The following is a 19,939-nucleotide window of genomic DNA, read 5'->3' on the forward strand; positions in this document are numbered from 1 at the left end:
CGCAGAAGCCGTGGTCGAAAAATTCATCTCCAGCCTCTGACCTCATTCGGCAACACGCAGCGCACCGCGACTGTTCGGGAGGATATTCGTGTCCGGCTCCGGAAATGGGCAACGTTACACATCGCCTCATCGGTCCCCGATTGAAGAGGCAAATCGGGTCTCCGCGGCCAGAATGGTGCTCGACCAATCGGCGAGGCCGCGGCGAAGCGGTTTGGAGTTGCCCCCCCGACTTCCCTTCGAGACGTGGCAGCGAATCGGACGCCAGATATCCCTTATCTCGGACTGCTCGCGCTGGTGGCTCGGCGACTGGCTCATCTACGGAGAGCGGCATTACCCGAACCGGTATCGGATGGCCATAGAGGCCACGTCGCTCGACTACCAGACACTCAAGAACTACGCTTGGATCGCGCGCCGCATCCCGAGGTCCCGCCGGCGGGACCAGCTCAGTCTCCAGCACCACGCGGAGGTGGCCGCGCTCCCGCCATCCGACCAGGAGCACTGGCTGCAGCAGGCGGCAGAACTCGGATGGACGAGACGAGAGCTCAGAAAGCGCCTGCGAGAAATCCGCAACGGTGACGACAGCAAGAAGCCGGATGAGGCCACTGTCCGCATCGACGTGATCGCTGAGCGCCAACTCCGCTGGCAGGAGGCCGCCGAAGCGATGGAGCTCAGCCTGGCGGAATGGATCGTGGTCATTCTCGACCAGGCCGCGGGCCAGGTCGGCGGAGCCGTTGGAAGCAACGACGAAGAGGCGTGACTTTTCGCCGAGTCGAGTGTATGTGTAGAAGGGCGTAAGGCCACTCAGCGCGCTGCGCGGAAGTTCATGGGGCGCCAGTCGGGTCATCTTTCGGCCGCGATTACCCCATAGACCGTTCTGACCGATGGCCATGGCGGTCGTCGCCAGCACGGCAAGAAACTCTTTGGCCGAACGCCGCCGGTCAGTATTGCCACTGTGGGGTTGGAATGGCCGCTGTAGGGAATCTGCTGACGCCGCCGTTGCGCGGCTTCCTCGAAATCGATCCCAAGACCCTCGACGTCGAGCGCCTGGGTTTTCCGCCGGGTGATCCGCAGGCTCGTGCCCGGCTGGCGGACGTGGTGCAGAGCTTCGCCACCGGATTCAACACCTCCCTCGGTGCGGATCCGGCGAGCCTGGATTTCCAGGCGCTGCCGCACGATCTACGTGGATTCGCCTTCGAAGGCGCGGCCATGGGCGTCGCCCTGGCGGACCTGGGCACGTTTTCGGGCGGCCGCAGAGTACGCGCGCTGGCCGAAGGGCCCGGCGCACGGTACATCCACCTGATTCATGTCGGGGTCGGTTGGGCGTACGCGCGCACGCATGTGCATCCGTGGACGGGCATTCGCTTTGGGCGACCACTGCTGCGTTGGCTTGTGTGGGACGGCTGGGGGTTCCATCAGGCTTTCTTCAAGTCCAGACGGGTGTTGGTCCGGCACTGGGTCGAGCGGCCGGCGCGGGGAAATATGCGGACAATCCGGGACCAGGGTGTCGGCCGGGCGCTGTGGTTTTACGCCGGCGGCGATCCGGTCGAGGTGGCCGAGACGATCGGGGCCTTTCCGGCCGCCCGTCGGTCCGACGTCTGGGCGGGCATCGGCCTGGCCGCCGCGTACACCGGCGCCCTCACCCCGGAGCGGCTGGGTGAGCTGCTGGACCGGGCCGCGGGCTTCGAGGAGCACATCGCCCAGGGCGCCGCGTTCGCGGCGAAGGCGCACGTGGAGTCGCAGGAGGTGCCGGAGCGGTCGGCGGCCGCGATCGAGACGCTGGCCGGAGCCGCCCCCGCGGTCGCCGCGGCGTGGACGGACGAGGCGGCGGTGACCGCCGAGCGCTGCGGCAGCGGTCCGGAGGGCTACGAGGTGTGGCGCGCGAGGGTGCGTCAGGCGTGGCGGAAGCACAACGAGGGGTGAGGGCATGACCAGAAGGATTCGGGTGTGGCTGGCCCCGATCTGCGCGGCGCTGCTCATCGTGGCGGGCTGGTACAACGCCCGGCTTCCATCGGTGGCGCAGGCGGAGAACGAACGCCTTGCGAGCCGGTTCGCGTTCCAGCAGCAGCCGCTGAACGGCACGGCCTCGCCCCGCGACATACGCACGGTCGCCCCGGCCTACAAGGGGATCGACCACTGGATCTCGTCGGTCGGCGCCGCGGTGGCGCTCGCCGACATCGACGGCAGCGGCCGTGCGGACGAGGTCTGCCTGGTCGATCCGCGCGACGACAGCGTCATGCTGCGCCCCGTACCGGGCACCGGGTCACGTCTCCCGGCGACGAGCCTGGCTCCGCACGGCCTGCCCTACGACAGGACGATGGCGCCGATGGGGTGCGTGCCCGGCGACTTCAACGAGGACGGCCGCATGGACGTCCTCGTCTACTACTGGGGCCGATCGCCGGTGCTGTTCCTGCGCACTCCGGCGGCGCTGGGCAAGAACGAGGCCTTCGCCCCACAGGAACTGATGCGCCCATACCAGGTGTGGAACACCAACGCGGTGTCGCTTGCCGATCTGGACGGTGACGGCCACACCGACATCGTGGTCGGGAACTACTTCCCGGACCGCGCGCGGGTCCTCGATCCGACCGCGCGCCAGAGCGAGCTGCAGATGCAGGGCTCGATGTCCGCGGGAATCAACGGCGGCGTCAACCGGGTCCTGCGGTTCCGGTCCGCGGAGGGCGGCTCCCGTCCCTCGGCGGTCTACGGCGAGGAGCGCCGGCTCTTCTCCGAGGAGGTCGCCAAGGGCTGGACACTGGCGATCGGGGCGCAGGACCTCAACGGCGACGGCCTGCCGGAGCTCTACTTCGCCAACGATTTCGGCCCCGACCGACTGCTCGCCAACGAGTCCAGGCCAGGGAAGCTCAAGCTCCGCCTTCTCAAGGGCGTGCGCCACCTCACCACGCCGAAGTCGATGCAGCTGGGCAGGGACTCCTTCAAGGGCATGGGCGTGGGGTTCACCGACATCAACGTCGACGGCGTGCCCGACATCGTGGTCAGCAACATCACCCAGGAGTACGGGCTCCTGGAGAGCAACTTCGCCTGGGTGAGCACCCGCAAGAAGGTCGTGGGGACAGACGGGCGCGCGTACTACGACGACCACAGCGAGCGGCTGGGGCTGTCCCGGTCGGGCTGGGGCTGGGACATCAAGGCCGGCGACTTCGCGGGCGAGGGGCGCGACCAGATCGTCCAGGCCACCGGATTCGTCGAGGGGAAGGACAACCGCTGGGCCCAGCTGCAGGAGCTGGCGATGTCCAACGACGAGGTCCTGGCGCACCCGCGCCTGTGGCCGAATGTGCAGAAGAAGGACGACATTTCCGGCGACAATCCCAACAGGTTCTTCGTACGCGGCTCGGACGGCCGGTACCACGATGTCGCCGGCCGGCTCGGCGTCGCGGACCGCCAGGCGTCGCGGGGCATCGCGCTCGCCGACGTGGACCACGACGGGCGGCTCGACTTCGCCGTCGCGAACCAGTGGGGTCAATCGCACTTCTACCGCAACGTCCGCAGTGCGCAGCGGCCCTATCTCGGGCTGAGGCTCCTCAGCCCGCCGGGATGCGGGACGCGGCAGGGCGGTTCCGCCGCGACGCCACCGGCCGGCTCCGCCGGAGTACCGGCGATCGGCGCGCAGGTCGTCCTGGACTCCGGAGCCAAGGGCCAGCGGACGGGCCAGGTCTATCCGGCCAACGGCCATGCCGGCGTGTCCTCGCCGGAACTGCTGTTCGCGCTGGACGGGACCGCGGCGCCGGTCCCCGTCACGATCACCTGGCGCGACTCCTGCGGCACCCGGCACACCGGCAAGGTCCAGGCGACTCCGGGCTGGCACAGCATGCTGCTCGGGCCCGACGGTTCGATCAGGGAGATGGCCTCGTGAACTCGGCGAACGTGGAATCCACGACCAACCCGGCGTCCGCCGCCCCGAGCGGACCCGCCAAGGATCCGCGGATCATCGCGCTGCGCCGGTTCGCGATATCGATCACGGTCTTCAACATCCTCGGGCACACGGTCCTCGGGTTCGAGCCGTCGTGGGCGACCCCGCTCGCCGCGATGGCCGTGGCGTACGTGATGGAGCTGGGGCTGGAGACCCTGGACGCCTGGGCGACGCGACGGCCGGTGAAGTACGCGGGCGGGCCGGTCGCCTTCATGAACTTCCTGATGCCCGCCCACATCACCGCGCTGGCCTGCGCGATGCTCCTCTACGCCAACGCGCGGCTGGGCCCGGTCATCTTCGCGGTCATCGTGGCCGTCGCCTCGAAGTATCTGATCAGGGTCCGGATCAAGGGACGGCCGCGGCACGTGCTGAACCCCTCCAACTTCGGCATCGCGGTCGTCCTGGTGCTGTTCCCCTGGGTCGGGATCGCGCCTCCGTACCAGTTCACCGAGTGGGTCGGCGGACCGCTCGACGTGGCGATCCCGGCGCTCATCCTCGCGGCCGGGACGATGCTGAACGCCAAGCTCACCAGGAAGATGCCCCTGATCCTCGGCTGGATCGGCGTGTTCGCGCTCCAGGCGCTGATCCGGACGCCCATCGAGGGCACGGCGACGCTCAGCGCGCTGCTGGCGATGACCGGCGTGGCGTTCGTCCTGTTCACCAACTACATGATCACTGACCCGGGGACGACACCGGTGCGGCCGCGCAACCAGTTCTTCTTCGGCGCGTCGACCGCCCTCGTGTACGCGTTCCTGGTCCACATCCACGTGGTCTACGGCCTGTTCTTCGCGCTCGTCATCGTGTGCGTGCTGCGCGGCGCCGCCCTGGCGATCATGGGGGCGCGGCAGCGCGCCACCGCGCAGCCGGCGCCGCTGACCGAGCCCAAGACCGCGCCGCGGCCGGCGCCCGCCCGCGGAGGCGTGCTGGCGACCGGCGAGGAGGCGAAGTGACCGTCGAGAACGACGCGATCGCCGTCGTCGGCCTCGGCTGCCGCCACCCCGACGCCTCCACGCCGGAGCAGTTGTGGGAGACGGTGCTGGCGCGGCGGCGCGCCTTCCGGCCGCTCCCGCGTGAGCGCCTCGACCTCGGCGACTACGGCGACCCGGCCGGCGGTCCCGACACGACCGATCTGCGGTACGCGGCCGTCCTCGACGGCTGGACCTTCGACCGCTCGCGCTACCGGGTGCCCGGGCCGGCGTACCGCGTGACCGACCTCGCGCACTGGCTCGCCCTGGACGTCGCCGGCGACACGCTGACCGCCGCCGGCTTCCCCGGGGGACGCGGGCTGGACCGGCGGCGCGCCGGCGTGATCCTCGGGAACACCCTGACGGGCGAGTTCAGCCGCGCCGCGCTCATGCGGTTGCGCTGGCCCTACGTCCGCAGGAACCTGGTGTCCGCCCTCGCCGCGCGCGGCTGGGGGACCACGGAACTGGACGGCCTGCTGCGGGAGGTCGAGGAGTCCTACAAGGAGCCCTTCGCCGAGCCCAACGACGAGAGCCTCGTCGGCGGGCTGGCCAACGCCATCGCCGGCCGGGTGTGCAACCACTTCGACTTCCGCGGCGCGGGCTACACGGTCGACGGCGCCTGCTCGTCGTCCCTGCTCGCCGTCATCACTGCCTGCACCTACCTGCGCGACGGCGACCTCGACTTCGCGCTCGCGGGCGGTGTCGACCTCAGCCTCGACCCGTTCGAGCTGGTCGGGTTCTCCCGGCTCGGTGCGCTGGCCGACTCGGCGATGCGGGTGTACGACGCCCGGCCCACCGGCTTCCTGCCCGGCGAGGGCTGCTCGATGGTCGCCCTGATGCGCGCCGGGGACGCCGTCGCCGCCGGGCAGCGGCCGATCGCCCTGATCAGGGGCTGGGGGATGTCCTCGGACGGGAACGGCGGGCTGACCCGGCCGGACGTCTCCGGGCAGCGGCTCGCTCTGGAGCGTGCCTACGCGCGCGCGGGCTTCGGACCGGAGACCGTGGCGCTGTTCGAGGGCCACGGCACCGGCACCGAGGTCGGCGACCGCACCGAACTGCACGCCCTCTCCGAGATCCATGACGGACGGCGGAGGCCCCGACCGGCGGCGCTCGGATCCATCAAGGCCAACATCGGGCACACGAAGGCGGCCGCCGGCGCCGCCGGGCTGATCAAAGCGGCGCTGGCGCTGCAGCGTCAGGTCATCCCGCCGACCACCGGCTGCGATGAGCCCCACCCGCTCCTGCGCGACCCCGGCGCGCCGCTGCGCATCGTCCGCGAGGCCGAGCCCTGGCCGGACGCTCCCCTCCGGGCCGCTGTCAGCGCGATGGGATTCGGCGGCATCAACACCCACGTCGTCCTGGAGGCCGCGAGCGTCCGCCGCACCACGGCGCGGTTGGCGGCCCGGGACCGCCGGGCGGCGCGGGAGCCGCTCGACTGCGAGGTCTTCGCCCTCTCCGCCGACACGGTCGCCGACCTCACCGCCCTCCTGGAGCGCGTGGCGGTGCGGGCGAGGACGATGTCGCTCGCCGAGCACGCCGATCTGGCCGCCGGCCTCGGGGAGCGCGCGCACGGTGACGCGCCGGTGCGGGCGGCGGTCGTCGCCCGCGACCCCGCCGAGCTCTCCGCGCGCGCGGAACGGGCCGGCGAGCTCCTCGCCGGGCTCGGCGAACAGGGGTTCGCCGCCCGGCCCGGCATCTACGTCGGCCGCGGCGCTCCGGCCCGGGTCGGGCTGCTGTTCCCCGGGCAGGGCGCCCCCGTACGGGAGCGCGCCGGGGCCCTCGGCGTGGTCCTCCCCGAGGCGGGGGAGCACTTCGAGGACGGGCTCGCGGCGGACCCGATCGACACCGCCGTCGCCCAGCCTGCCGTCTTCCGCGCCTCCACCGCGGCGCTGCGCTGGCTCGACCGGCTCGGGGTCACGGCGGACGCGGCGGTCGGGCACAGCCTCGGCGAGATCACCGCCCTGCACTGGGCCGGCGCGCTGAGCCGCCAGGACGCCCTGCACCTGGTGACCAGGCGCGGCCGCATCATGGCCGACACCTCCCAGGCGGGAACGGGGATGGCCTCCCTCGCCGCGCCGGCCGGCACGGTCACCGAACTGATCGACGACGCCGATCTGGTGATCGCCGCTGACAACGGCGCCGTCCAAGTCGTCGCCGGCCCCCTCACCGAGGTCGACCGCGTCGTGAAGAGGGCCCGCGCGAAGGGGATCACCGCCGGCAGGCTGAGGGTCAGCCACGCCTTCCACTCCCCGGCGGTCGCCGCCGCCGAGCCGGTGCTCGCGCGGCACCTCGCGGACCTGGCGGTGGCGGCCCTGCCCGGTCGCGTGTACTCCACGGTCACCGGCCGGGAGCTGACGGCCGCCGACGACATCCGCACGCTGCTCGCCCGGCAGCTCACCGCGCCCGTGCGGTTCCGCCAGGCGCTGGAGCTCCTCGCCGCCGACTGCGACCTGCTCGTCGAGGCCGGCCCCGGCCACACCCTCACGGCGATGGCCCAGTCGATCACGGACGTGCCGGTCCGCACGCTGGACGCGGGCGCCGGGTCGGCCGCCGCGCTCGGCGACGCCACCGCCGCGCTGTTCGCCGTCGGCGCCGTCTCCGACCTCACGGCGCTCTTCGCCGAACGCTTCCACCGCCCGTTCGACCTCTGGCGGGAGCCGGAGTTCCTCGCCAACCCCTGCGAGAGCGCCCCGACCGACGGCCTCGACCGTCGGTTCGGCCGTTCCGCGGCGGTCGCCGCGGGACCGGTCGCCGCCGATACCGCGGCGCCCGCGGCGGAGGCACCGCCCGGAGCGGACTCCGACGTGCCCTCCGTGGTGCGCGGCCTCATCGCCGACGCCCTGGAGCTTCCCCCCGATGTGATCGGCGACGGGGACCGGCTCCTCGGCGACCTCCATCTCAACTCCCTGCGCGTCGTCCAGCTCGCCGCCGAGGCCGCCGAACGGACCCGGCGGGCGGTACCGGCCGCCCCGCCGCTCTTCGCGGAGGCCACGGTCGGCTCGTTCGCCCAGGCGATCGAGGAACTGCCCGCCGCGGAAGGCGAGGCCGGTTCGCAGGGGCCGCCGGAGGGGGTCCGCGACTGGCATCGCGTACTGGTCGAATACGCCCGTCCGGTCGAGCTGGACGCCGAACCGGGGTCCCGCGTCTGGCACGTCTTCGGGGACGGCAGGTTGCGCGCGCTCGTCGAGCCCCGCCTGACCGCCCTCACCGAGGGGGACGAGCGAGCCGACTCCTCCGGGGACCCTCGCCCGGCGGTCGTCGCGTTCCTCCCCGAGAACCCGGACGACGGCGCGATCGACGCGCTGCTCGAAGCCGCCCACCTCGCGGTGGACACCGGCGCGCCCTTCACCGTCGTGGACTCGGGGGACACGGCGTCGGGCTTCGTGGGCACGATCGCCGCCGAGTACCCCTCCCTGCCGGTCCGCTGGGTCCGGGCTCTGGCGGCCGCCCCCGCGGACGCGGTCGGCGCGCTGCTCACGGCCTCGTGGGAGGGTCATGCCGAGATCGTCGTGGACGAGGAGGGCCGCACCCGCGCCCCCGCGTACCGGGCGGCCGGCTCCGGCGCTCCGGCCGGGCCGGTTCCGGACGCGGCCGGACCCCCGCTGTCCGCCGGGGAAGTGCTCGTGGTGACCGGAGGCGGGAAGGGCATCGGCTTCACGAGCGCGTACTTCCTGGCGCGGCGCTGGGGGGTGCGGCTGGGGCTGATCGGACGCAGCGGGGCGGACGCCGACGCCGAGCTGCGCGCCAACCTCTCCCGGCTGGGGGAGGCCGGCATCGACTTCTGCTACGAGGCGGCGGACGTCACCGATCCGGAGTCGCTCCACCACGGCGTCGCCGCGATCGTCGACCGGCTCGGACCGGTCAGAGGAGTGATCCACGCCAGTGGCCTGAACCGTCCGGCGCGGTTCAGCGAGATCGGCGCCGCCTACGCCGAGCACGCGGCGCCCAAGCACCACGGGCTGCGTGCGCTGCTGGACGCCGTCGACGCGGAGGGGCTGCGGCTGCTCCTCACCTTCGGGTCCGTGATCGGCCGCTTCGGCCTTGCCGGGGAGGCGCACTATGCCCTGGCCAACGGCCGCATGCGGGAGCTGGTCCGGACCCTCGCCCGGGATCTGCCGGGCTGCCGGGTCGCCAACCTCGACTGGACGGTCTGGTCGGGAGTCGGTATGGGCGAGCGCCTCAAGGTGCTCGACGACCTCGCCCGCGCCGGCGTGGCGCCGGTGCCCCCCGACCGGGGGACCGAGCTGCTCGCGCAGGCGGCCGAGGCGCGGCCGCCGTCGCATTCCATGGTGATCAGCGGGCGGCTGCCGCAGCTCGGCCAGGCCGGGGAGGCGGCCCTGGACGGGCACCGCTTCCTGCGGCGGGTGCGCGCGTGGACCCCGGGCGTCGAACTGGTGGCCGAGGCCGAGCTGAGCCTGCCGGGCGACCCCTACCTCGACGACCACCGCATCGACGGTGTGGCCGTGCTGCCCGCGGTGTGCGTGCTCGAAGCGATGGCCCAGGCGGCGGCCGCGCTGACCGGCCGGCCCGTGGCGGGGGTGGTGGATTCCCGCTTCGACCGCCCCGTGGTCGTCCCCGAGCACGGGACCCGTACCGTCCGGATATGTGCGCTCGTCCGCGAGGACGGGGACGTGGACGTCGCGGTGCGCAGTGACGAGACGGGCTTCGCCGTCGATCACTTCACCGGGACCGTCACCCCGGCGGACGCGGAGCCACCGGAGAACCCGGCCGTGACGGCGCGGGTACCGGCCCACACCGGTGACGACATGTACGGGCCGCTGTTCTTCCACGGCCGGCGCTTCCGCAGACTCCGCCGCTACGCTCAGCTGGAGGCCACCGCGTGCACGGCCGTGCTGGACGGCGACCGGCCCTGGCGGTTCGGGGAGGGCCTTCCGGCGGACCTCCTGTTCGGTGACCCCGCACGCAACGACGCCTCGATCCACGTCCTCCAGGGATGCGTCCCCCATCGGCGCCTGCTGCCGGTCGGGTGCGCGCGGTTCGCCGTCCACCAGGGCGGGGCCGAAGGGGGTGAGCTGACGCTCGCCGCCGTCGAACGCGAGCACTCCGGCGCCGACCACACCTACGACGTGGTCGTGCGCGACGGCTCCGGCCGGCCGGTCGTGAGCTGGACCGGGCTTCGCCTTCGCGACGTCGGCCCGCTGCCGGTCACGACCCTGCATCCGGTGCTCGTCGGGCCCTACCTGCAGCGCACCCTCACCGCCCTGCTCCCGAAGCGCGACGTCCGGCTGGTCGTCGAGGCAGCCGGGCCGGGCCACGACCTCAACGCCGGTCGCCGAGCGAACGGCCGACCCTGGGACGTCCTGGTGGAAGGGGAGCCGGTCGCCTGCGCGCGGACCTCCGACCCCGCGCCGGAACCCCCCACGCACTGGACCGGTCTCGCCGACCGGCTCGGCCGCCTCGTCGGTGAGCCGGAACGGCACATCCGGACACGCCTGCATACGGTCGGCGCATGCCTGTCCGGGCCGCCGGGCCCGCCCGGACTCGCCGTCCAAGGGGTCTACGAGAACGGATGGGTGGTCCTCCAGGCCGGGGGAGCGGACATCGTCTCCGTGGTCCTTTCCGTCGAAGGCGAAGCCGGGCCGATGGCGATGGCGATCCCCGTCAAGGGGGCATCGTGAGGGCGTACTTCGAATACCGGCACCTCGTGACCTTCGCCGACACCAATCTCGTGGGGAACGTCTACTTCACGAACTACCTGTCCTGGCAGGGCGCCTGCCGGGAGAGGTTTCTCGCGGAGAAGGCACCGAAGACCGTGGCGCGCCTGAACGACGACCTCGCGCTCGTCACCTCGTCGTGCTCGTGCGAGTTCTTCTCCGAGCTCTATGCGCTCGACACCGTCTCGGTGCGGATGTCCCTCGTCGCCATCGATTTCCACCAGATCACCATGGGTTTCGAGTACTACCGGACCACCGACGGGCCGGCCCGGCTCGTGGCGCGCGGCGAGCAGACCGTCTCCTGCACGGTGCGGGTGGAGGAGGGCGGCCTGACGCCCGTCGAAGTCCCCGACGAACTCCGGACGGCCCTCGACGCCTACGCGCCCGACCCGCACGGAGCCCGCCGCCCGCGATCGGAGACGCCGCCGCGATGAGGTTCTCCGAATCCGGCGCGGTCCCGGAGGCCCGCGCGCCGGTCATCGGCATCGTCGGCTGCGGACGGATGGGCACGGCGCTCGCCGAGACCTTCGCGGCGCAGCGACGGCCGTTACTGCTGGCCAGCAGGGGCGGCGGCTCCGCGAGCGGCCTCGCCGAACGGCTGCCGGGCGCCCGTGCCGGCAGCCTGGAACGGGTGGCCCGCGAGGCCGACATCGTGGCCCTGGCCAGCCCTCTCGCCGCCATCCACACCGAGATCGCTCCGCGCATCCGCGCCCACGTGGTCGGCAAGCCGGTCATCGACATGTCCAACCCGGGCGGTCACGACCTCCTCGGCCACGGCTCCGCCGCCGAGCTGATCGCCTGCCTGCTTCCCGGCGGCGCCGTGGTCAAGGCGTTCAACTGCCTCTCCGCGCGGCAGCTCGCCGGCGCCGCGCACAACGGCGTCACGCTGACGGTCCCCATCGCCGGAGACCATCCCCGCGCGAAAGAGGCGGTCCGGTCGATCGTCGAGTCCGGCGGACTCGAGGTCGCCGACGCGGGCGACCTCCCCGGCAGCCGCTGGATCGAAGCCCTGGCCCAACTGCTCATGCGCCTCGAAAAGCAGCCCGGGCTCGGCGACGCCGTGGGCTTCCGGCTGCTTCGCCTCACCGCGTGCGAGGCGGCCTGGACCAGGCCGTGACCCCACGCCGGCGGATCGGAATCCGGCGCGGGCTCCGTCTAGTCGATCGCGATCGGGAAGTGGTCGATGCCGCGGCCCACCCATGAGTCGCGGCGGGCGGGCTCTCCGGCGAGCCGGATGCGAGGGAAGCGGCGCAGCAGCCGGGGAAGCGCGATCCGCGCCTCCAGGCGCGACAGCGGCGCTCCGAGGCAGAAGTGGCCGCCTGCGCCGAAGGTGAGCGGCGCGGTGTAGGGCCGGTCCGGGTCGAAGCGGTCGGGCCGGCGGTAGCGGCGCGGGTCCCGGTTGCCGGCGGCCAGGATGGCGACCACCTTCGTGCCCGCCGGGATCGTCGTCCCCAGCAGCTCCACGTCCGCCCCGGCCCAGCGGCTCGTCGCCTGCACGGGCGGCTCGAACCGCAGCACCTCCTCGGCGTAGGCGGAGGCGAAGCCGGGCTCGGCGCGAAGGCGGTCGGCGAGGCCGGGATGCTCGAAGGAAAGGAGGAGCGCGTGCGCCATGAAGAAGTTCGTCGTCTCGAACCCGGCCGTCAGGAGCAGCATCATGTTGCCGACCAGCTCGTCGCGGCCGAGCCCGCCTCCGTCGTCGTGCACCCGGACCAGGGAGCTGACGAGGTCCGCCTCGGGACAGCGGCGACGCCGCTCGATCAGCTCGTCGAAGTACACGGCCAGGTCGTCCATGGCCGTGTCCGCCGGAGCGAGCCGGGAGGCGTTCGTGATCCCCTCGAGGGCGGTCGTGACGTCGGCCGCGATGGCCCGGAACCACGCCTGGTCGCGCTCGGGCACCCCGAGCAGCCCGCTGATCACCGCGATCGGGAGCCGGGAGGCGAACTCGGCGATGAAGTCGACCGCCGTGCCGCCCGCGCCCGCCTCCGCCAGCGAGTCCAGGAGCCGGTCGGTGATCTGCTCGATCGCCGTCTCGTAGCCCGCCACCCGCCGGGGCGTGAACTCTCCCCGCAGCAGCCGCCGCAGGCGGGTGTGCGCGGGCGGATTGCTGTAGAGCATGGAGTCGGTGTACGCGCGCAGCGAGGAGTGCGCCCGCCACTCCGGATAGAAGAGGTCGAAGCTCTCCCCGTCCTGGACGCGCAGCCGCGGATCCCGCAGCACCCGGTCGCACTCGTCGTACCCGACGGCGGCCATCACCCCGGGTTTGATCTTCACCAGGTCGCCGTGCGCCCGTATCTCCTCGTACAGGGGATACGGATCCCGGAGTCCCTCGCCCACCAGCGCCGCGAGCGCCTCACGCGGCTGCATCGTCCCCGTGGCCATCGGCTCGTCCCTTCCGCGAGATTCCTCGTTGTCGCCGCCGGCGCGGGGTTCCTCGGCCCGCCGCGGCCCGCCGTGTCCCGGGTCACCTGCCGGGGTGAAGCTCGACGATCGAAACCGCTCCGGCGGGATGGACGGAGGCGACCCTGAGCCCGGCCTCGTCGGCGAGCGCGGACAGCTCCGGCAGCGACCGCACCTTCCCCCCGCAGTAGGCGAGCATCCGCAGGTCCAACCCGGTCGGCCCGCCGCCCGGACCGACGTTCTCCACGACGAACACCGAGCCGCCCGTGCCCGCGGCCTCCGCGCAGCGGGCCAGGATGGCGCGCGCCGGATCGTCGCCCCAGTTGTGGACGACCAGGGAGAGGACATAGCCCCCGGCCCCCGGCGGGAGCGGGCCGAACATGTCGCCCGTCTCGACCTCGGCGCGGTCGGCGACGCCCGCCGCGGCCAGCGCCTTTCGCGCCGCGTCGGTGGCGGGGGGCCGCTCGACGAGCACGGCCCGGAGCCCCGGGTGCGCGGTGAGCAGCGCGACCAGGAGCGTGCCGTCCCCGCCGCCGACGTCCACCACGCGGCCCAGGGACGCCCAGTCGTACGCCGATGCGATCCGGCGCGCCCGGTCCCTGCCGCCGGGGCGAAGCATGGCGCGGAAGGCGGCCTCGTGGCGGGGCTCGGCGGCCAGGTCGTCCCAGAAGGAGAGGCCGAAGCGCCGCGGGTAGGCGGGCTCGCCCGTGCGCACGCTGTGCAGCAGCTCGACGTAGCACAGCTCGGCCCGGCCGCCCTCCTCGATGTCGAGGCAGGCGCGAAGGCCGGCGGGGTGATCGCCGCGCAGCGGCTCGCCCAGCGCGGTCAGACCGTACCGGCCGGAGTCGTCCAGGCTCAGCACCCCGCGCACCGCGAGGTAGCGCATCAGGCGGGCGAGCCCGTCAGGGGCGGCGCCGGTGGCCTCGGCCAGTTCGGGCACGGTCCGCAGACCTGACGCGATGTGGTCGGCGATGCGCAGCGTCGCGGCCACCCGCACCGCCATCGGGGTCGCGAGCTGGGCCATCGCCCACAGCGCGGGGACGGCCTCGTCCGCCGCCGCCGACACGAGTCCTCCGTCGTGACGCGCCGGTGCGGGGCCGCCGGACCGGCGGCCGTGCGGCTCGTCAGGCTTGACCATGCGGTTCATCGATCTCCCCGGTGCGCGGCTACGGACGGAACAGGTCGGCGGCCATGGTGGTGACGCCGGCGGCGGGACGGACAGGGAAGCCGATCTGCCCGAGGACGTCCCGCCGGACGTCGACGCCGGGCGCCACCTCCGTCAGCACGAGTCCTTCGGCGGTCATCTCGAACACGGCGCGTTCGGTGACGACGAGGGCCCGCTGGCCGCGCTCCAGACCGGCGCGGACCGCGTAGGTGACGTGGTCGGCCTCGGGCACGAGCTTCTGGATCTCGCCCTCCCGCAGGATGTCGAGCCTTCCGCCCTCGCAGGAGACGTCGAGGCCCTGGGTGGTGAGGGTGCCTCCGAGGACGATCCGCTGCGCGTTGTGCGCGATGTCGACGAATCCGCCGCCGCCCGGGCTCGTGCCCGCGAAGCGGCTGACGTTGACGTTCCCGGCGGCATCGAGCTGGGCGAAGGAGAGCGCGGCGAGCGCGCAGCCGCCGCCGTCGATGAAGTCGAACTGGTAGGTCCCGTCGACCAGCGCCTCGGGGGAGTAGTTGGCCGAGAACTGCCAGCCGCCCATGACGACGCCGCCGAAGGAGCCGTGCTCGGTGGTGAAGGTGTAGTCGTCCAGCCGGTCGTCGCGGAAGGCGCCGTCCTCCGCCATGGCCAGGATCGCGCTCGACGCCGCGCCGAACCCGAGGATCGTGGTCTCACCCGGGCGGATCTCCCGCGCGACACGGCGCGCGATGACCTTTCCCGGCCCGGGGCGCAGGCGCGGCAGGCGCCCGACCGGGTGCGGCACCGGCCGCAGGTAGCCGGGGTCGTTGCGCACCTCCGTCCCGATCAGCTCGCCCGCCGCGACCACGACGCGGTCGACGAGCACGCCGGGGACCTGCACCTCGCGCGCGGGCCGGGACCCGCGCGGCACGATCCGCGACACCTGCGCGATCACGGTGCCGCCGCTCGCCTTGACGGCGAGGGCGAGGGCGAGGGCGGCGGAGGTGAGCGGCAGATCCTCGAAGGACAGGTTGCCGTGGGCGTCGGAGCTGCTGGCCCGGATGATCCCCACGTCCAGCGGCCAGGTGGGGTAGAGCAGGAGCTCCTCGCCGCGCAGCTCGACCACCTCCACCAGGTCGTCCTTGGCCCGGCCGGTGAGGCGGCCGCCGCCGTGGCGCGGGTCGGCGAAGGTGCCGAGACCGATGCGGGTGAGGTAGCCCGGGCTCCGCCGCGCGACCTCCCGCAGCCAGTGCATGGCGGCGCCGATCGGCCAGCTGTAGGCCTCGACGAGATCGTCGCGGATCAGCTCGGTGAGCGCCGGGCGGGCACCGGTGCGCGGATGCCGCGGATTGATGTAGGAGCCGGCGACGATCCGGCGCATCAGCCCCTCGCGGGCCACGCCGTCCATGCCGCCGATGTCCATGGCGTCGCCGGTGGCGCAGGGGAAGAAGAAGGTCAGGTCCCGGGGGGAGCCGAGCCGCTCGAACCGCTCGCCGATGGCGCGCAGGACCGCGTCGGGCGTGATCCAGCCGATGACTCCGGTGCTCGCGACGGACTGCCCGTCCTCGATGAGGGCCGCCGCGGTCGCCGCGTCACAGACCTTGCCCCCCACGGCAGCAGCCGCGACATCGTCCATCGCGTCCCCTCGGCGTCGCACCGATCCCGGTCGTCCCGTCGCGGACCTGGTTCCCTCCGCACCGGACGGGGTCGAATGTCAATGCTATCAAAAACTATAGTTATCGCCCAGATCGACGGATTGCCTTCCCCGGCAGTTGCTGGATTTGGCGTTCGCGGTCGGCTTTTACAACGCGAGGCAATATGTTTTTCTAGTAGGACGTGCCCGGGTGTGGAAAGTGAGGCAGCGTGCGACGTGGTGTGGACGCCTCGTTCTCCGCCCTCCCGCTGGACTCCCTGGCCGATGCGGCGCTCGGCCGCGCGGCCGGGCTCGGGGCCGGGCACGCGTCCTTCCGCCTCGACCGCGTCCGCACGGCGCGGCTGCTGCTGCGCGACGGCGTCCTCGGCGGCGGGCAGGACGCCACGGACACGGGGCTGGCCGTGCGCCTGTGGCACGGGGGCGTCCCCGGCTTCGCCGCCGCCCCCGAGCTGACGGCGCGCGCCGCCGCCGGAGCCGCCGAGCAGGCGGTGGCCGTCGCCCGCGCGTGCTCGGCGATCGGCGGCGGCTCCGGTGAGCCGGTCGGCGAACCGGTCCACCACGGCGCGACGTGGGTCTCGTCGTACCGGGTCGATCCGTTCGAGGTGCCCGAGGAGGAGCGCATCGCGCTCATGGCCGACTGGAGCCGGCGGCTGCTGGCCGCGCCGGAGGTCGAGCACGTGCTGGCCTTCCTCACCGTCGTCCGGGAGAACAAGTTCTACGCCGACCTCGCGGGCACGGTGACCACTCAGCAGCGGGTGCGGGTCCACCCGCTGTTCTTCGTCCAGGGCGCGGACCCGCGCGGTGGCGGGACGGCGACGTTGCGCACCCTCGGGCCTCCCACGGCCCGGGGCTGGGAGTACCTCGCCGGCGACGGCTGGGACTGGGAGCGCGAGCTGTCCGAGCTGCCCGCGCACCTCGCCGCCAAGCTCCGCGCCCGCCCGGTGCGGCCGGGCCGCTACGACCTGGTCATCGATCCGTCCAACCTCTGGCTGACCGTGCACGAGTCGGTCGGCCACACCACGGAGATGGACCGCGCGCTGGGGCACGAGGCGTCCTCGACCGGCACGACGTTCCTCACTCCGGAGGGGCTCGGCTCGCACCGGTACGGCTCGCCGCTGATGAACGTCACCGCGGACCGCACGGCCGAGCACGGCCTCGCGACGGTGGGCTTCGACGACGAAGGGGTGGCGGCGCAGTCCTGGAGCCTGGTGCGGGACGGGGTCCTCACCGGCTTCCAGCACGACCGGCGCACCGCGGGCCTGGCGGGCCTGGGACGTTCCAACGGCTGCTCGTTCGCCGAGTCCGCGATGCACGTGCCGCTGCCGCGGATGCCCAACGTCGGGCTCCGTCCCGCGCCCGGAGGCCCGTCCACCGACGACCTCATCGCGGGGATCGAGGACGGCATCTACCTCGTCGGCTCCGACAGCTGGTCCATCGACATGCGCCGCCAGAACTTCCAGATGACCGCCCAGCGATGCCATCGGATCCGCAACGGACGCCTGGAGGGTCAACTGAGCGGGGTCGCCTACCAGGCCTCGACCACGGAGTTCTGGTCGGCGCTGACCGCACTCGGCGGCGAGGACACCTACCGGCTCTTCGGCGCCGACCTGTGCGGCAAGGGCCAGCCGATGCAGGTGGCCGCGGCCGGCCACGGCTGCCCCGCGGCCGTGTTCAGGGGGATCAAGGTCATCGACACCGGCGCGGACGGGCTGCCGTGACCTCCCGGGCGGCGCCTCGGAGCACGGTTCCCGGTCCGCGGGCCACGGTCGAGGAGGGCAGCAGAGATCGGTAGCGCACCACGGCTCGCGGAGCTGGCCGTCCAGGTCGGCAAGGACGCCGACGCCTACGTGGCGATCGTCGACGAGGCCGCCACGGCGCACGCGCGGTGGGCGGGCAACGCGCTGACGTCGAGCGGTCTCACCGCGGACACGAGGCTGACGGTGATCGCCGTGACCCCGGGCGCGCACGGCACCGCGGCGGGCGTCGTCTCGCACCGCGGCGCGGTGGACGAGGAGGCGGTGCGGGCCGTCGTGGCGGCGGCCGAACGCGCCGCGCGCACGGCGACGCCCGCCGCCGACGCCCGTCCCCTGCTGACCGGCGACGTCGTGCCCTCCTCGGCGGACTGGGCCGAGCCCGCGCCCACGGCGTCGGCCGGCGTCCTCGCCCGGTTCGCCGCCAGCCTCGCCGCGACGTTCGAGCGGGCCCGCGGGGAGCGCCGCCTGCTGTACGGCTACGCCGAACAGCGGCAGCACGCCACGTGGCTGGCGTCCTCCACCGGCCTGCGGCTGCGGCACGTCCAGACCTCGGGCGTCGTGGACCTGACCGCCAAGACCGGGGACGGCGCGGCCTCGACGTGGAGCGGCACCGGGGCGGCCGACCTCGGCGAGATCGATCCGCTTCCCCTGTACGAGGGGCTGGGGGAGCGGCTCGACCGGGGACGCAGGCGCGTCGAGCTCCCCGCCGGGCGCTACGAGGTGCTGCTGTCCCCGTCGTGCGTCGCCGATCTCATGCTGCGGCTTTACCGCGCGGCCGGGGCGAAGGACGCGGTCGACGCGCGCACCGTGTTCGGCGGCCCGGACGGCGGGACCCGGATCGGTGAGCGCCTGACCGGCGCACCGCTCACGCTGCGGAGCGACCCGCACGAGCCGGGCCTGCGGTGCGCGCCGTTCGTCGCCGCCCGGGGCTCCGCCGACGTCGCTCAGGTGTTCGCGGACACGGTTTCGGTGTTCGACAACGGCCTGCCGCTCTCGCCGGCCGAGTGGATCCACGACGGCGTCCTCACCCGCCTGGTCCAGACCCGCCACTCCGCCGATCTCACCGGGCTGCCGGTCACGCCGCAGGTCGGCAATCTGGTGCTGGAGGGGCCGGGGGAGGGCCGGTCGCTCGCCGAGCTGGTCGCGACCACGAGGCGCGGGCTCCTGGTCACCTCGCTGTGGTACGTCCGCGACGTCGACCCCCGGACGCTGCTGCTCACCGGGCTTACCCGCGACGGCGTCTACCTGGTGGAGGACGGCGAAGTGGTGGGGGAGACGAACAACTTCCGCTTCAACGAGAGCCCGGTGGACCTGCTGGGCCGGGTGACGGAGATCGGCCGCACCGAACGAACCCTGCCGAGGGAGAGGGACGACTCCACGCCCCGGACGGCCATGCCCGCGCTCCGGGTGGGCGACTACACGATGTCGGCGGTCAGCGAGGCGATCTGAGCGCCGGCCCCGGCAGCTCCCGGAGACCGGCCTTCAGGGGTTCCCACCAGGCGCGGTTCGCGCGGTACCACTCGACGGTCGCCTCGAGCCCGTCCTCGAAGCGCACGCGCGGGACGAAGCCGAGCCGTTCCTCGATCTTGGTGGTGTCGAGCGCGTACCTGCGGTCGTGCCCCTGGCGGTCGGGGACGTGGTCGACCGCCTCCCAGCCGGCGCCGCACGCCTCCAGCAGCAGGTCCGTCAGGTCCTCGTTGGACAGTTCCTTCCCACCGCCGATGTGGTACACCTCGCCCGGGCGGCCCGATCGCAGCACCAGGTCGAGCGCGCGGCAGTGGTCCGACACGTGCAGCCAGCCCCGCCGGTGGCGGCCGTCGCCGTAGAGCGGTACCCGCCGGCCGTCGAGCAGGTTGGTCACGAACAGCGGGATCACCTTCTCCGGGAACTGGTAGTGGCCGTAGTTGTTGGTGCACCGCGTGACCATGACCTCGAGGCCGCGGGTCCGGTGCCAGGCCAGCGCCAGCAGGTCCGACCCGGCCTTGGCCGACGCGTAGGGGCCGTTGGGCAGCAGCGGAGCGTCCTCCGCCCACGCCCCCTGGGCGATCGATCCGTAGACCTCGTCGGTGGACACGTGCACGAACCTGCCGACGCCGTGCCGCTGGGCCGCCTCCAGCATGTTCTGCGTGCCCAGCACGTTGGTCCGCACGAAGGGCGTGGCGGTGTCGATCGAGCGGTCCACGTGCGATTCGGCGGCGAGATGGACGATCGCGTCCTGGCCAGCCACGGCCGCGTCGACCGCGTCGGGATCGCAGGTGTCGCCGTGCACGAACCGGTAGCGGGGGTGCCCGGCGACCGGGGCCAGGTTCTGCAGGTTCCCCGAGTACGTGAGCGCGTCCAGCACGGTGACGTACGCGCCCGCCGTGCCCGGCAGCTCGCCGCGCAGCGTCGCCCGCACGAACTCCGAGCCGATGAAACCGGCGCCCCCGGTGACCAGGAGTCTCATCGC

General features: G+C 73.1%; 13 protein-coding genes. 9 read left to right on the forward strand and 4 right to left on the reverse strand.

Annotated elements, in window-relative coordinates; all coding sequences use genetic code 11:
- The first annotated feature begins 172 nt into the window (after positions 1 to 172).
- From BJ999_RS19890 to BJ999_RS19920, 7 genes are all read left to right on the forward strand, one after another.
- Positions 173 to 757, forward strand: coding sequence for an LmbU family transcriptional regulator (locus BJ999_RS19890; protein ID WP_179834681.1), 585 nt, complete (start codon positions 173 to 175; stop codon positions 755 to 757).
- 206 nt (positions 758 to 963) lie between these two features.
- Positions 964 to 1,920, forward strand: coding sequence for a DUF1702 family protein (locus BJ999_RS19895; protein WP_179834682.1), 957 nt, complete (start codon positions 964 to 966; stop codon positions 1,918 to 1,920).
- A gap of 4 nt (positions 1,921 to 1,924) precedes the next feature.
- Entirely contained in the window at positions 1,925 to 3,868 is a 1,944-nt protein-coding gene (locus tag BJ999_RS19900) for an FG-GAP repeat domain-containing protein (protein ID WP_179834683.1), read from the forward strand.
- Positions 3,865 to 4,875 carry an enediyne biosynthesis protein UnbU gene (locus tag BJ999_RS19905; protein ID WP_179834684.1) on the forward strand — a complete coding sequence of 337 codons (1,011 nt, stop codon included), beginning with the start codon at positions 3,865 to 3,867 and terminating at the stop codon, positions 4,873 to 4,875. Before BJ999_RS19900 ends, BJ999_RS19905 begins: the two co-directional genes overlap by 4 nt.
- Positions 4,872 to 10,529, forward strand: a complete 5,658-nt coding sequence (locus BJ999_RS19910; RefSeq protein ID WP_179834685.1) for a type I polyketide synthase — start codon at positions 4,872 to 4,874, stop codon at positions 10,527 to 10,529. Before BJ999_RS19905 ends, BJ999_RS19910 begins: the two co-directional genes overlap by 4 nt.
- Complete coding sequence (locus BJ999_RS19915; RefSeq protein ID WP_179834686.1) at positions 10,526 to 10,999, forward strand: acyl-CoA thioesterase; 474 nt, start codon at positions 10,526 to 10,528, stop codon at positions 10,997 to 10,999. Before BJ999_RS19910 ends, BJ999_RS19915 begins: the two co-directional genes overlap by 4 nt.
- Complete coding sequence (locus BJ999_RS19920; RefSeq protein WP_179834687.1) at positions 10,996 to 11,682, forward strand: NADPH-dependent F420 reductase; 687 nt, start codon at positions 10,996 to 10,998, stop codon at positions 11,680 to 11,682. The genes BJ999_RS19915 and BJ999_RS19920 overlap by 4 nt, the downstream gene beginning before the upstream one ends.
- A 38-nt stretch (positions 11,683 to 11,720) precedes the next feature.
- Here BJ999_RS19920 and BJ999_RS19925 read toward each other — a convergent pair whose 3' ends face one another.
- The 3 genes from BJ999_RS19925 to BJ999_RS19935 form a co-directional block, all read right to left on the reverse strand.
- Positions 11,721 to 12,944, reverse strand: a complete 1,224-nt coding sequence (locus BJ999_RS19925) for a cytochrome P450 (RefSeq protein WP_179834688.1) — start codon at positions 12,942 to 12,944, stop codon at positions 11,721 to 11,723.
- An 82-nt stretch (positions 12,945 to 13,026) separates the two neighbouring features.
- Entirely contained in the window at positions 13,027 to 14,109 is a 1,083-nt protein-coding gene (locus BJ999_RS19930; protein ID WP_229810767.1) for a methyltransferase, read from the reverse strand.
- 19 nt (positions 14,110 to 14,128) lie between these two features.
- Complete coding sequence (locus BJ999_RS19935) at positions 14,129 to 15,718, reverse strand: CoA-transferase (RefSeq protein WP_179834689.1); 1,590 nt, start codon at positions 15,716 to 15,718, stop codon at positions 14,129 to 14,131.
- Positions 15,719 to 15,945: 227 nt separating this feature from the next.
- On the opposite strand from BJ999_RS19935, the gene BJ999_RS19940 reads away from it, so the two are divergent.
- Both BJ999_RS19940 and BJ999_RS19945 read left to right on the forward strand, forming a co-directional pair.
- Positions 15,946 to 17,454, forward strand: a complete 1,509-nt coding sequence (locus BJ999_RS19940) for a TldD/PmbA family protein (protein ID WP_179834690.1) — start codon at positions 15,946 to 15,948, stop codon at positions 17,452 to 17,454.
- 129 nt (positions 17,455 to 17,583) lie between these two features.
- Positions 17,584 to 18,939, forward strand: coding sequence for a metallopeptidase TldD-related protein (locus BJ999_RS19945; RefSeq protein WP_229810766.1), 1,356 nt, complete (start codon positions 17,584 to 17,586; stop codon positions 18,937 to 18,939).
- Here BJ999_RS19945 and rfbB read toward each other — a convergent pair.
- Entirely contained in the window at positions 18,923 to 19,936 is a 1,014-nt protein-coding gene (gene rfbB, locus BJ999_RS19950; RefSeq protein ID WP_179834691.1) for a dTDP-glucose 4,6-dehydratase, read from the reverse strand. The genes BJ999_RS19945 and rfbB overlap by 17 nt on opposite strands.
- Positions 19,937 to 19,939: the final 3 nt, after the last annotated feature.

It is taken from the genome of Actinomadura citrea (assembly GCF_013409045.1).
GTDB classification, from domain to species: domain Bacteria; phylum Actinomycetota; class Actinomycetes; order Streptosporangiales; family Streptosporangiaceae; genus Spirillospora; species Spirillospora citrea.

Excerpts from the sequence above, each read along its gene's own strand:
- BJ999_RS19890 (WP_179834681.1), top strand. The coding sequence starts at position 173 with ATGGTGCTCGACCAATCGGCGAGGCCGCGGCGAAGCGGTTTGGAGTTG.
- BJ999_RS19895 (WP_179834682.1), top strand. The coding sequence starts at position 964 with ATGGCCGCTGTAGGGAATCTGCTGACGCCGCCGTTGCGCGGCTTCCTC.
- BJ999_RS19900 (WP_179834683.1), top strand. The coding sequence starts at position 1,925 with ATGACCAGAAGGATTCGGGTGTGGCTGGCCCCGATCTGCGCGGCGCTG.
- BJ999_RS19920 (WP_179834687.1), top strand. The coding sequence starts at position 10,996 with ATGAGGTTCTCCGAATCCGGCGCGGTCCCGGAGGCCCGCGCGCCGGTC.
- BJ999_RS19925 (WP_179834688.1), bottom strand. The coding sequence starts at position 12,944 with ATGGCCACGGGGACGATGCAGCCGCGTGAGGCGCTCGCGGCGCTGGTG.
- BJ999_RS19930 (WP_229810767.1), bottom strand. The coding sequence starts at position 14,109 with ATGAACCGCATGGTCAAGCCTGACGAGCCGCACGGCCGCCGGTCCGGC.
- BJ999_RS19935 (WP_179834689.1), bottom strand. The coding sequence starts at position 15,718 with ATGGACGATGTCGCGGCTGCTGCCGTGGGGGGCAAGGTCTGTGACGCG.
- rfbB (WP_179834691.1), bottom strand. The coding sequence starts at position 19,936 with ATGAGACTCCTGGTCACCGGGGGCGCCGGTTTCATCGGCTCGGAGTTC.